Origin of the sequence: Grimontia hollisae CIP 101886, assembly GCF_000176515.1 — a bacterium.
GTDB classification, from domain to species: Bacteria; Pseudomonadota; Gammaproteobacteria; order Enterobacterales; family Vibrionaceae; genus Enterovibrio; species Enterovibrio hollisae.
The window spans coordinates 61,124-74,408 of record NZ_ADAQ01000012.1 but is presented as its reverse complement, the minus strand read 5'-3'; the positions used below and the strand labels follow the sequence as shown (position 1 = coordinate 74,408).

The window sequence follows — 13,285 nt, the reverse complement described above, 5'->3', positions numbered from 1 at the left end:
TTCCACGTGTTAGAAGGAGCGCGAGTGTACCAGATAGTCTGATCCCACGGAAATAGGGTGCCGATTTTGCAACGGGAGCCGTGCTCAGGAATGCGAAAACTGGTCTGAATACGGGCCCAATCTGCTTGTTGCCTGTAACCGCAGTGTTTTTGTTCTATGTTAAACATTGAAGTCAAGCGAGGGCGAAGCAGTGGGACAGGATATTAACAAAACCTCGTTTAGCGCCCGCGATCATAAACAGTTCGCCAAGCAGCTAAAATCCGAACTGGACCAACTTGAGACATTACTTGATACGCCGGGTTGGGGAGAAGGAGCATGTACTCTGGGTGCGGAGTTGGAGCTTTATCTGACTGACAAGCACCACCGGCCTGCACATTGTAACCTTGATATTCTCGACAAGGCTGCTGACCCTTTGATGACCCCGGAAATCAATCAGTTTAACGTTGAATATAACTGCCCCTATACCGGGTTCCATGGTTCTCCTTTCACCTTTCTTAAACGCAATATGGATCAGAAACTTCAGTTTCTGCAAGGCATCGCCAGGGGCGATGGCATCAATGTTATACCGATCGGCATATTACCTACGTTGCGGGATGGGGATTTTGGCCCTGAATCCATGACAAATTTACCGCGATACCAAGCACTGACGGATATTTTACGTGAGTCACGCGGAGGCCCCTTTCATATCTGTATTCATGGATTGGAGAACCTGCAAATCGAGGCTGAAGATGTCACCCTGGAAGGGGCCAATACGTCGTTTCAGGTGCACTATCGGGTTAAGCCAGATGAATTTGCCCAGTGGTACAACGGTATCCAGATTGCGACCATTTTTACCCTGGCGATAGCCGCGAATTCACCGATTTTTTTGCAAAAAAAGCTTTGGCATGAAACCCGGGTACCTCTTTTCAAGCAATCGATTGATAGCCGGAACTTATGTGGCATGAGCTGGCACGTGCCAGCGCGTGTTTCCTATGGTAAAGGCTATGTTCGCAAAAGTGCGTTGGAGTTATTTCGCCAAGGCGTGAGTTTACAGCCAGTGTTACTGCCTGATTTGCCGGCATCGACATGCAAGGAAGGATGTGGGCCTATATTGGGTGCATTACGGCTTCACCAAAGCACCATATGGAGCTGGAACCGCGCTGTTTATGATGACGCCGACGGTGGGCATTTGAGGATAGAACTGCGCAGTTTACCCGCGGGTCCGACGACGATTGACATGGTGGCAAACGCCGCGCTCTGCATTGGGCTTGCGTATGCATTACAAGAGAATCTGGATAGGTTGCTGGACCGGCTACCGTTTGAATTTGCTAAATATAATTTTTACCGCGCCGCCCAGTATGGCATCCATGCTGACATTCTTTGGGAATCTTCCGAGACTGGCAGGTTACAGGAGTACCCGCTGGTGGATGTTCTTGCCAAATTACTTCCCGGTGTTGCAGACGCGCTGGTAAAACTGGGGGTCGCCAGGCTGGAAGCTGACATGTTAATGGCGGTGATTGAACACCGGCTTGCGAAGCGGCAAAGTGGGGCAGTCTGGCAGCTTAAAACACTGGCAGGGTTTGAACGGAAATATGGTCGTGATGTGGCGCTGAACAAGATGTTTGCTTTGTATCAAAAGCAATATTTCAACGGTGAGCCTGTTTCGCATTGGCCGGTTTTATGATGCAGTGGCATATTCACCATTAAATGGAGTGCAAAAAGCCATGATGCTACATGATGTTAGCTGGCCAACTGAAGAAGATCTCAGGCGCGGATTGGTTGCCTGGCTGGATAGCTTGCCTGGACCAAGCTGGTTAACCTTGCCGGGACGAGACCCAAACCGTCATCGTGTTGTGGTGACGTTACTCCATGGCAATGAGCCTTCTGGTGTTAACGCATTGTGGCATTTCGCGCAACAAAAAACCGATTGTGCGGCCACTACACACTTTTGTCTGGCAAACGTCAATGCTGCTTTATTCGGCACCCCATTTACGGCTCGCCACCTTATCCATAAACCGGACATGAACCGGTGCTTTGGTAAGTATGGAGAAGATGACAGCTACCAAATCACTGCCGATATATTAAAGCGTATTGCTGAACTACAGCCTGAAGCAGTGGTTGATTTGCACAATACATCCGGCACCAGCCCTTCGTTTTCGGTGTCAATTGTTGATGATGAAAAACACCAGCAAATAGCCTCCCTGTTTACCGGACGCATGCTTTGCAGCTCTGTCATGCTTGGTGCTTTGATGGAACAAACCACCGACGCATCGCCAATTGTTACCGTGGAGTGTGGCGGTGCGAATGATCTTGCCGCACACGAGGTTGCCAAAAATGGTCTTCACCACTTTATCTCAGTAGAGAACCTTTTCCAGGATCACACCGGATTCTGGCCGCTGGATCTGCTCTACCACCCTGTTCGCGTGCAGCTAAAGCCAGACTTGGCACTTTGCTACCACGACAGAAAAGTGGATGACGCAGACCTGACGCTCCCCCCCGATATTGACCGCCACAACTTTGGATGGATGGCAGCCGACAGCATGATTGGCTGGCTGGGCAATAAAGGTGTGGACGCGATGATCACCAACGATGGAGAAGGTGGGCACCCAATCAGCACGCTGTTTTATGAAGCGCAGGGAGAACTGCGTTTAAAGCATGCATCGAAGCTTTTTATGATCACCACAAACCGTGATATTGCCTTGTCCGACTGTCTTTTTTACATGGTGGTTGATTAGGGGCTGTGCGCATATAACACATGCGCTAATGTCACATATTCTTTTGTTTTATTTCTTTTTTCCTGCCTCGAGTTTTCATGAAGCGGGTTTTTTGTCGTTACTTTTATCCGCGATTGGTTTGTTCCCATGTGAATAAAATGACCAAGTTCTGATGAACTGATGACGTTAGCCCACAGATGCTTGATTAAGGTATCTCTTGAGCCTGTTTTCTGGGGTATATCCCGATGTCAGGTGGTTTTGGGATAACGTTATTTATCGACTGAAAACCAAGATTGGAGCGAACAATGCTTCTGGATCAAAAGGATGTATTGGCACTGCTTCGTTGTCCGCGAAGCGGCGCTGAGATCAAAAGTATTGACACTGAAGCCAATGCTATTTCCATGAGTGACGATATTCAGTACCAAGTCTTAGATGGGTATCCTATTTTGCTTTGTTCTGAGCGCTGTAAAGGGTTGGGGTGGCAAGTATCACCGCAAACATCTGCCGTTGAGCGAAGTCACTATAAAGGAGTGTTGAAGGTCGTAAAGCGAATGGTGTCGCCACCTTCGCATTCCACGAAAGACAATGTGGCGTTATTGCTGACCCGCCTGTTTGAAAAGAAAACAAATCCCCGGGTGTTGATCGTGGGAGGCGCCACGATCGGCGAAGGTATGGCTCCTTTCTATGAAGACAAGAATATCGAGCTTATCTCTTTTGATGTTTACCCCTCTCCCAATGTCCAGTTTGTCGCAGACGCGCATTGTATTCCGTTACCAGACAGCAGCGTTGACGCAGTGATTGTCCAGGCTGTGCTTGAGCATGTTATCGATCCATTCAGTGTGGTTGCTGAGGTTCACCGTGTGTTAAGGCCTGAAGGAATGGTCTACGCTGAAACCCCTTTTTTGCAGCATGTCCACGAGGGGGCGTATGATTTTATGCGCTTTACTGAAAGCGGACACCGGCTACTGTTTCGCAAATTTGATGTGGTGAAGTCAGGCGTGAGTTCTGGAGCCGGTACCCAGTTGCTATGGGCGATAGAGAGCTTTTTCAGTGGTTTGTTCCGGTCACACATGGCTGGGAAAGTGGTGAAGCTCTCCCTGTTTTGGGTCATGGGCTTTGATAAGTTAATCCCGGACAAATTCAACGTAGATGCGGCGAATGGCGTTTTCTTTCTGGGATTGAAGTCCGACTGCGCAGTGAGCAATGCAGAGATCATCGCGCATTATAAAGGGGCGCAATAAAAAGGCGGGTGGAAAAAGAACGCTTCCCTCTCGCTGCCCCGTTGAACTGATTTAAAGGGGGGCGACATCCTATATGTCACTGAATGCCCGGAAACGTTACTGTCAAACGCCAGCATAGGCTGGCGTTTAGTCTTTTTTCTACAATTACCTTCCGCTTCAGGCAGTTGGGTGTAGTGGGGCAGGTGTTAACTCTGGAGAATAATCAGCGGCAGTGCCAGCAGCTCGTCACCTTGGGTGGCGAAGTAGGTGATGACACCAACCAGTACTGCAACCGTTGCGAAATACCAAACCGTACTAAAAACCTGACCATAACGGTTTAATGGCAATAGGTGGGAGTGGTGGCGGTATTTCCACTCAAAGATAATTTCCGCACTTCCTATCAGCAGCAAAAAGCCCAGCAATGCCAGACCGAAAGCGTAACTGACATACACACCGATTGCGGCACCGGCAATACAGGCAACCAGACCCGCCATGCTGTTCATCGAAAAGCTGATGCTTTTGAGAATATGTCCGCCATCAAGTGGCAGAATAGGCAGCAGGTTAAACAGGTTCAACAGGGCATTGAAGGTTGCCAGCCCCGCAAAAAACACGTTGCCGGTGATCCAATAGGCGATCAACGCTGCCAGTGACATCAACAGGCCAAAAGTAGGGCCCATAATGGAAATCACCACATCCTGCCAGCGGGTGTTGATCTTCTCATCTGACAGTGCCAAACCGCCCATAAATGGGATCAGGTAAATCCCTTTGGTTTTCATGCCAAAGTATTTCATCGCGCGGATATGGCCATATTCATGCACAACAAGACAGGCAATCAGTGCCAGTGCAAACTGCCATGAAAACAGCCAGGAATATGCCGCGACACTGGCACCGGCCAGCACGACTTTGATGACTTTGGCACTTTTCATCAGTTTGAGACCAAGCGAGGTCAGACCAATCAAGCTGAACTTTTGTTTTCCTTGCGGGGCAACAACGGGGTGTTGGCGTTCAATGTCTTTCTCGTTACGCGCTCCGGATGCCACTTCATTGCCATCGACAGTGACGTGATATTCAAGGTTAAACGGCTGCCAGGTGATGTTGGTGATGACCTCGACAGTCAGGATTCGCCCTTCCGCCGTGAGCTGGAAAGTATGGGTTTTCTTGCCTTCGTTGTCTGCGCTTGCAGCGAGTTGAGAGACGAGCTGGTTGTCCCAGTAAAGTGCTTGCCAGCCCGCCAGCGATCCTTCCAGACGCAGGGGCTTATCAAGACAGGATATGTTGAAGAGTTCCAATGTAATCGTACTGAATCAGAAAATGATGGCGCTAATGTACCAGTATTCACGCCAAAATTCTTTATACCCAAGTTACCTGAATCTGCGCATCTTCAAGTGGCCTGGGTATATACAGAATGGTTGATGAATGAGGGGGCTACGATGATTTTCCGTGGGGTTGTGTCTCGCTTTTCCACTTGTTCAATCAGTCGCTTTGCTGCGTGTCTGCCTATCTCTCTGGCATTTGAATTGACAAATGGAATAAGGGGGGCTGTCAGCTCGGCATCCTGAACAGCATCAAACCCGACAATCGCAATCTCTTTGTTGAAAATGCTATCGTTACCCACGCTTCGTCCAACGCGGTGAACCCCCTGAATAGCCCCTAGGGCTGTGGATGAATAATGGCAAAGAACAGCGCTGATTTGGGGATGCTTGGCAAGCAGGGTTTCAACCGCTTTCGCTGCCGGTGCCTGCCCTGCCTCACATTCAACGACCCATTCCGGTTTGAACGGCAAACTAAATTGCATCAGTGTGCTGCAATAACCACCCACCCGCTCTGCACGGCACAGCGAGCTGCTTTTCCCTCCCACATAAGCAATGCGGCGATGACCTTGTCCAATCAAATGTTCGGTTGCTATCTTTGCAGCGCTGGCGTTATCCGGACCAACATAATCTATCTGCTGGTTCACGGATGCCCGGGAGATACATACTATCGGCAAGTCGTGCGTGTTCAGTACTTCTGCATTGACTTGTTGGTTTTCATTGATGGGGCAGAATGCGATCCCACCGACACCCTGACGTGCCATGGTCAGCATACACTGTTCAAACTTGTCTTCATTGCCGCTTTGTGCCAGAAACACCATGTAGCCTTGCTTTTCGGTTTCCTCGCAAAGTCCTGCCGCCACCTGGGCGTAATAAGGGTCACTGATGTCTTTCAGGATAAGGCCAAGGATTTCACTGCTGTGGGAGCGAAGGTTGGCAGCGGCGCGGTTACGTACATAACCCAGTTCTGCCACGGCTTTGTTCACTTTCCCGGCGGTGTCTGGTGAAATCCGCCCTTTGTTGCTCAATACCATTGAAACGGTAGTGACTGAGACACCTGCATGCTCAGCGACATCCGTGATCGTCACCTTCTTCAAGTGTGTTCCTTATTTGATAGACCCGTTAGTGTGTGATGCCCCAAACGGGCGTTAATATGAGGTTTATTGGATATAGATAAAACGTTTTATCTGAAAAGAATATTGGAACCTTCAGTTTTTTTAACGTTGATCAAAATTGTGGATTTTCTTTCGGTGCGAAGATCACAAATTTTTTGATAAAACGTTTTACCTCTATTTTATTTTTTTAGTATGAGCGGAGAAACACTGAGTCCCCGCGTGTGGGGCTGGCAACCGGTTCATGCTTTGGTTGAGGACTCCACACCAGTCATATGCTCATAATTTGGAGAGTTGTAATGACGAATAAAACGACAAAAACCACCATGTGGGAGTTCCTGCAAAGCCTCGGTAAAACCTTTATGTTGCCGGTAGCACTCCTTGCGTTTTCTGGCATTTTGTTGGGTGTCGGCAGTTCGCTGTCGAGTAATGCTATCCGTGAAGCGATCCCTTTACTGGATAACACCTTGCTTCAATACCTGTTTATGTGGATGACCAAGATTGGTTTGGTCGCATTCATTTACCTGCCAGTGATGTTCGCAATTGCCATTCCACTGGGTCTGGCGCGTGAAGAGAAAGGCGTGGCAGCGTTTGCCGGCTTCGTAGGTTATGCCGCATTTAACCTGGCGATCAACTTCTTCCTGACCGTGAGTGGTGTGTTGGGTGATGAGTTGGAGCGTAAAGCCTATGGCGTGAAAAGTATCATCGGCATAGAGTCTATTGATACCGGTATCCTGGGTGCGGTGATGGTCGGTATTATCGTTGCCAAATTGCACCAGCGTTTTTATACCTTCAAGATGCCTGATGCGCTGGCATTTTTCGGTGGTGCGCGTTTTGTGCCCATCATCTCCGCGATCACGCTGGGCATCGTGGGTGTGCTGATCCCATTCGTATGGCCTTACTTCGCCGCAGGCATCAACAGTATCGGCAGTCTGATTGCAGGCGCTGGCGCGTTTGGTCCTTTCCTGTTTGGTACCGGTGAGCGTCTGTTACTGCCCGTTGGCCTGCACCATATTCTGGTTGCGCTGATCCGTTTCACCGAGGCTGGCGGTACCATGGAAGTGTGTGGGCAGTCCGTGTCTGGCGCACTGAACATTTTCTACGCTGAGCTGGCGTGTGCAGACACTAACGGCTTCAGCCCAGAGGTTACGGCGTTCCTGTCACAGGGTAAAATGCCTGCATTCCTTGGTGGCCTACCGGGGGCGGCACTGGCGATGTATCACTGTGCGAAGCCTGAAAACCGCGGCAAGATTAAAGCATTGTTGATCTCCGGCGTGGTTGCCTGCGTGGTCGGTGGTATTACTGAACCACTGGAATTCCTGTTCCTGTTTGTGGCTCCGGCGCTGTACGTTGTCCATGCTATTCTGACCGGCCTTGGTTTCATGGTGATGGGGTTGCTGGATGTGACTATCGGCAACACCGACGGCAATATCATCGACTTCCTGGTATTTGGTGTGCTGCAAGGTACCGCAACCAAGTGGTATCTGGTGCCGTTAGTTGCCGCAGCATGGTTTGCGGTGTACTACACAGTGTTCAAGTTTGCGATCACCAAGTTCAACCTGAACACCCCAGGCCGTGACGTAGATACCGCAGAGTTGGATACCGAACTGGAGGCCGCGTTTATCAACGAATCGGGCAAAGGTGCGGCGATTCTGGCAGCACTGGGCGGCAAAGAGAACATCACAGCATTGGACAACTGCATCACCCGTTTGCGCCTATCGGTTAAAAACATGGCGTTGGTCGATGCCGACAAGTTGAAATCTTACGGCGCTCTGGGTGTTGTTAAGCTGGATGCCCACAACCTTCAGGTCGTGATCGGCACCCAGGTTCACCTGGTTAAAAATGAAATGCAGGCGTTGATGAACGCAAGTTAAGCCGTTTTTCGCCGAACCCCCGCAGCCAGTAAGTCGGGGGTTTTCCTGTTTGTGTAGAAGAAGAAAACAGCGATGACATTTGACTTTGATACACCTATTGACCGCATGGGCACTTACTGCACGCAGTGGGACTATGTACAGGACAGATTTGGCAAGGCAGGTTTGCTGCCTTTTACCATTTCAGACATGGACTTTGGTGCGCCCGCGCCGGTGATGAAGGCGCTGAAAGCACGCCTTGAACACCCGGTTTTGGGCTACAGCCGTTGGAATCATGAGGATTTTAAAGGGGCGATTGAATGCTGGTACCAGCGTCGGTTCCAGGTACAAATTGATAAAAACAACATCGTCTATGGTCCTTCGGTGATTTATATCATCGCCAAGTTGATTGAAAAGTGGAGCCATGAAGGCGAGGGGGTGGTGTTTCAGACACCGGCGTATGATGCCTTTGACAAATTGGTGGAAGGGGCAGGCCGTCGCTGTGTACGTAACCCCTTGATTAAAAATGATGGTGGCTGGGAGATCGACTGGGGGTTACTGGAAACCCAGTTGTCTGATGCTGACACCAAGGTATTCCTGCTTTGCAGTCCGCATAACCCGACCGGTCGCATTTGGCACAAAGACGAGCTGCAACGTATCGCCACGCTGTGTGATAAGCACAGTGTGGCGCTGATCTCGGATGAAATCCATATGGATGTGGCATTCAGCGCACACACGCCATGGCAGGGCTTTGGCATGACACAACGCTGGGCGCTGGTCACGTCTGCGTCCAAGTCGTTTAATATTCCTGCCTTGAACGGTGCCTATGCTTTTATTCCGGATGACAACGCGCGCAATGAATACTTGTTCAAATTGAAAGAGGTTGACGGTCTTTCTTCACCTTCCATTCTTGGCGTGATCGGTATGATGGCGGCTTACAACGAAGGCGAAGAGTGGCTGAATGCACTGAATGCGTATGTACGTGAAAGCCACGAGTGGGTTCGGGATACGCTTCGAGAGGCTTTTCCAGAGATCAGTTACAGGGTGCCTGATGCCACCTATCTAGCCTGGATTGACTTGTCACCGCTTAAACTTGATATGCAAAAACTGCAACGTGACCTCATTGAGCACTTCAACGTCGCCATCATGGATGGCAGCGTTTACGGCGAATCAGGGAAAGGGTACGTCAGGTTAAATCTGGGTTGCCCACGCTCAAAAGTGGATGCTGGCCTGAAGGCGCTTGTCGGGGCGATCAGGTGTCAACGCCCATTGAATGTAACGGCGTGAATAGAGGAGGCGTCTCTGCCACGCGGTAATTTACATAATCGGTTGAATGTCTGTTTAATGCCCTGCTAAAACATACAAAGGGAGCCCTTCGGCTCCCTTTGTATGTTTTTCGTATTAGTCCCACGTAAAATCCAACACCCTTTCATCTGCGATATAGAACAGCAGATCATTGGGTCTGATTTCCTGATCAAGCGGCGGGTTGAGCCTGACTTGGCTGTCGCGGCGAAACCCAATCAAGGTCGCATCATGTTTGCGTTTCATTCGCACAAACAAGTTTTCTACGGTGGTGTATTGGGCATTGGCTGGGTAAGCCACTGCATATTGCGTCATGCCTTTGCGGGTATTGAGCAATTCATGATGAAGCTCTGAAGAACCCGGATCGACAGCAGATTTGGCCAGCATTTCAACCGAGACAGAAGGTATGCATTCCGCATTTGGGCAATGGGTTTTCAGCAAATCGCTCAGTACGTCTTCCTGAAAGTACGCCAGAATATGAACATCCGGGTTTTTGCTGGCACAGAAAAGGGCAGCGGCGAACGTAATATCATCTTCCGGGTTGTCGATAATGATGCAATCAGCATCGCTTACGCCTGCTCTCGCCATGGCTGTTTCATCGGTAAAGCTGGTGGTGCGAACAAAATCAATCTCTTTTGGTAGCGGGTTTTCAATCTCTGCGCGCACACACAATACGATAGGGCGCTTGTCTTTTTCCTCATGGAGCAGCATATCGATAAGGTGTAGGGTTCGGCTCTCATTCCAACCCAGAATCAAAATGTGTCCAGACACGTCAACGCTCCTTTTTCCTAAAATGCCTCTGCGCCAGTATTCAATAGTGACGCCAGCCAGACGGCCGACACCAACGGCAAAAATACTGAGTCCGCAGGGGATGACAAATAGTGCGACAACCCACTTTCCTGCTTCCGTGGTGGGGGACATGTCGCCATACCCCACGGTAGAGGCCGTCACTAACAGGTAATAGATGTAATCAACGAAAGGCGAAGTCAGTGTTTGCTCACCCGCTAAGCGAAGCATCAGCCAACTTAAAAACGCATACGCCACAACGGCCACAACAATATGCTTCCCGCTTAAACGCTGAAACTGGGAGGTGATCCATCGGCGAACCATGTACCACTTGTTCATCAGCCGTTTTCCTTAACTGTTTTACACTGAAACTAGCGTGCCACTATAACAGGGTAATCCATCAGTCAATTTCTCAATGTTGTTGACTGAGAAAAACCTCTCATCTTATGTCATGGGGTGAGAACAGATGTCTTGATCCCTCAATCGTTATCCTGCAATTTCTTGGTGGATAACAGCCAACAATCAGGCTGTTCATGAGGTGATTTAGCCCCATATTCTGCTGAATGGCTAACGTCCATTTTGAGCAATAAAAAGGTTGCCTTTTCACTGAGTTTAGCAGTAAATTCTGCCTGAAATTATCCTCGGGAATACACGGTGAACCTGTTGCAAAGGCGACTTTCCATCTATCTGGTACTGATTGCTGTACTGCTGTTAAGTAGTGCAGTTGGTGCTATTGGTGCGGACGTTGCCGAGCATCATCGCAGTGTATGGAAAAACAGTGGAAACGCATCCCAGGCCAAAGAGGAGTCGTCACTTTTTCGTATTATGGCTCCGCGCTTCTTCCAGTACGAATCGCAGCGTCATGATGGTGATGAAGAAGGCATTTGGGTAACGGCGATTTCGACCAGGGTAACGTTTGCTGTCCTGACTTTAACCACATTAGTGCTGTTGGTTTCAGCCATTATCAAGTGTTACTCGATACGCTCAACGCCTCGAAACCTGCAGTACCGATTTATTCATACCCGATAGCGGCGCTTCTTCATCATGATCTTTTCTTATTGAATGTTGGAGAGAATATGTTTGACGCTATTCAGGAGGTGCTGGTCGCCCTTTGGCATCAGGACTTCAACACACTGCTTTCGCCTGGCAGTGCCACGCTTATCTATATTATTGTTGCTGTTTTAATCAGTCTGGAAAGTGGTTTTTTGCCAGCAGCGCCACTTCCTTGCGACAGCGTTGTCATTCTGGTTGGTACCCTCTCGGCAGTCGGTGTATTGTCTCCCGAAGTGGCGTTCCCGTTGCTTATTGCGTCTGCATCGGTAGGCAGTTGGGCAGCATTTATGCAGGGGCGTTGGTTGAACAAATTACCGATGGTACAGCGCTGGTTGAAAAAAGTGCCTGAGAAAAATATGCAGACGGTGGATGCGTTATTGCGACAGCACGGCTTGGTCGCATTGTTTGCGGCCCGGTTTATTCCGGGGGTACGCTCGATTGTTCCTATGATGATGGGAATCCGTGTTCAAGAAGCGCCACGCTTCCAATATTTTTCTTGGTTAAGTGCGGTTATTTGGGTCTTTTTATTGGCGGGATTTGGATTTGTACTGCCATCTTTGCCTGAAACACTGAGCCGTATAGTGACTATGGGCCTCATGGCGGCACCGCTGGTAACATTGTGCGTTGCGATCCTCACCGCTATCACCTGGCGAATTCGTAAGCAGATGCGTGTCAACAAGCAACATTCTGCTGAAGCCTGATAGTACTTACTTATCTGGCGCGGCCTTTAGGCCGCGCAAAGTCATTTGTCTCGTTTTTTCAATCTATTGTTTCCCCATGAATGTATTTCGTCCCCGTTTGGACTATCCGCTATTGATGGCGATTATTGCGCTGATCACCTTCGGTTCAATGAGCGTGTGGAGCGCGAGTGGATATAGTGTACCTATCCTTGAACGCCACTTGGCACGCGCAGGTTTTGCATTATTCGCGTTGTTTTTTTTCTCCCTTATCCCTGCCAAAAAATATAAAACGTATGCGCCCCACCTTTTTGGCATCACCATTATATTGCTACTAGGTGTCCTGTTGGCGGGTGAAACCGTCAATGGCGCAAAACGCTGGTTAGTGTTAGGGCCGGTGCGTTTCCAGCCTTCTGAATTGGTGAAAGTAGCAGTGCCAATGATTGTAGCCTGGCTGGTTGTGCGAGACCCCGGCAGGCCGGGGGTGGCCAAGATTGCACTGTGTGTATTGGTGACTGCCTTGCCGGCCGGCATGATCGTGATTCAACCGGATCTGGATGGGGCCATTTTTACTGTTATGTATGCGTTGTTTGTGCTGTTTCTTGCAGGGATGAGTTGGCGGATCATTGGCACGGTATTGGCAGCCGTAGGTGCGGTGCTTCCAGTGATGTGGTTTTTCTTCATGGCTGACTACCAGAAGCAGCGTGTAAACCAGTTTCTTAACCCGGAATCCGATCCCCTTGGCGCAGGTTATCAGATCATTCAGTCGTTGATTGCGATTGGTTCTGGTGGTGTGAGTGGCAAGGGCTTTATGCATGCCACACAGGGACAGCTTGGATTTATCCCAGAAAGTCATACTGACTTTATCTTCTCGACGTTTGCCGAAGAGTGGGGCTTTTTGGGGAGCGTGGTCATGATACTGCTGTACTTGTTTATTTCTGGCCGGATCCTGTGGCTGGCAGTGAATACAGCTTCGCCATTTTCACGCTTGGTGAGTGGCGCACTGGCCATGAGCTTCTTCCTGTATGCCTTTATTAACCTTGGCATGGTGAGCGGCTTGTTGCCGGTAATGGGCAGCCCGCTACCCTTTATCAGTTATGGCGGCACGGCGATGATCACCCAAGGTGCCTGTTTTGGCATTATCATGGCGCTTTGTTGTGGCAAGCAGCCAATGGTTGCCACCTGGAGTGCCAGGACCTTTACCCAATCCCCTTCATAAGAAGCGATAACTCGACGGCTGCGTTACCTTAATGCCAGAAAGGTTGCCTGACTGGCATTAAGG

11 protein-coding genes are annotated in these 13,285 nt (G+C 49.6%); 8 read left to right on the top strand and 3 right to left on the bottom strand.

Annotation, left to right across the window (positions count from 1 at the left end; translation table 11 throughout):
• Positions 1 to 190: 190 nt before the first annotated feature.
• From VHA_RS11460 to VHA_RS11450, 3 genes are all read left to right on the top strand, one after another.
• Positions 191 to 1,663, top strand: a complete 1,473-nt coding sequence (locus VHA_RS11460) for a glutamate-cysteine ligase family protein (protein ID WP_005504450.1) — start codon at positions 191 to 193, stop codon at positions 1,661 to 1,663.
• Positions 1,664 to 1,703: 40 nt separating this feature from the next.
• Entirely contained in the window at positions 1,704 to 2,714 is a 1,011-nt protein-coding gene (locus VHA_RS11455; RefSeq protein WP_005504448.1) for a M14 family metallopeptidase, read from the top strand.
• Between the two features lie 284 nt (positions 2,715 to 2,998).
• Complete coding sequence (locus VHA_RS11450) at positions 2,999 to 3,934, top strand: class I SAM-dependent methyltransferase (protein ID WP_005504445.1); 936 nt, start codon at positions 2,999 to 3,001, stop codon at positions 3,932 to 3,934.
• Positions 3,935 to 4,119: 185 nt separating this feature from the next.
• On the opposite strand, the gene VHA_RS11445 is transcribed toward VHA_RS11450, so the two are convergent.
• Together VHA_RS11445 and malI are read right to left on the bottom strand one after the other, a co-directional pair.
• Positions 4,120 to 5,202 carry a site-2 protease family protein gene (locus tag VHA_RS11445; RefSeq protein WP_005504444.1) on the bottom strand — a complete coding sequence of 361 codons (1,083 nt, stop codon included), beginning with the start codon at positions 5,200 to 5,202 and terminating at the stop codon, positions 4,120 to 4,122.
• Positions 5,203 to 5,294: 92 nt separating this feature from the next.
• Entirely contained in the window at positions 5,295 to 6,320 is a 1,026-nt protein-coding gene (gene malI, locus VHA_RS11440) for a Mal regulon transcriptional regulator MalI (RefSeq protein ID WP_005504443.1), read from the bottom strand.
• A gap of 314 nt (positions 6,321 to 6,634) precedes the next feature.
• Here malI and malX point away from each other — a divergent pair, with 314 nt between their 5' ends.
• Both malX and VHA_RS11430 read left to right on the top strand, forming a co-directional pair.
• Complete coding sequence (gene malX, locus VHA_RS11435) at positions 6,635 to 8,209, top strand: maltose/glucose-specific PTS transporter subunit IIBC (protein WP_005504442.1); 1,575 nt, start codon at positions 6,635 to 6,637, stop codon at positions 8,207 to 8,209.
• A gap of 72 nt (positions 8,210 to 8,281) precedes the next feature.
• Entirely contained in the window at positions 8,282 to 9,472 is a 1,191-nt protein-coding gene (locus VHA_RS11430; protein WP_005504441.1) for a MalY/PatB family protein, read from the top strand.
• 114 nt (positions 9,473 to 9,586) lie between these two features.
• Here VHA_RS11430 and VHA_RS11425 read toward each other — a convergent pair whose 3' ends face one another.
• Positions 9,587 to 10,612: an ion channel gene (locus VHA_RS11425; protein ID WP_005504440.1), complete on the bottom strand. Its 1,026-nt coding sequence runs from the start codon at positions 10,610 to 10,612 to the stop codon at positions 9,587 to 9,589.
• A 315-nt stretch (positions 10,613 to 10,927) separates the two neighbouring features.
• On the opposite strand from VHA_RS11425, the gene VHA_RS11420 reads away from it, so the two are divergent.
• The 3 genes from VHA_RS11420 (at position 10,928) to rodA (ending at position 13,222) form a co-directional block, all read left to right on the top strand.
• A complete protein-coding gene (locus VHA_RS11420) occupies positions 10,928 to 11,302 on the top strand; it encodes a hypothetical protein (protein WP_005504439.1) in 375 nt (124 codons plus the stop codon).
• Positions 11,303 to 11,349: 47 nt separating this feature from the next.
• Positions 11,350 to 12,027: a DedA family protein gene (locus tag VHA_RS11415; protein ID WP_005504438.1), complete on the top strand. Its 678-nt coding sequence runs from the start codon at positions 11,350 to 11,352 to the stop codon at positions 12,025 to 12,027.
• Positions 12,028 to 12,103: 76 nt separating this feature from the next.
• On the top strand, positions 12,104 to 13,222 hold the full coding sequence (gene rodA, locus VHA_RS11410) for a rod shape-determining protein RodA (protein ID WP_005504436.1): 1,119 nt from the start codon (positions 12,104 to 12,106) through the stop codon (positions 13,220 to 13,222).
• Positions 13,223 to 13,285: the final 63 nt, after the last annotated feature.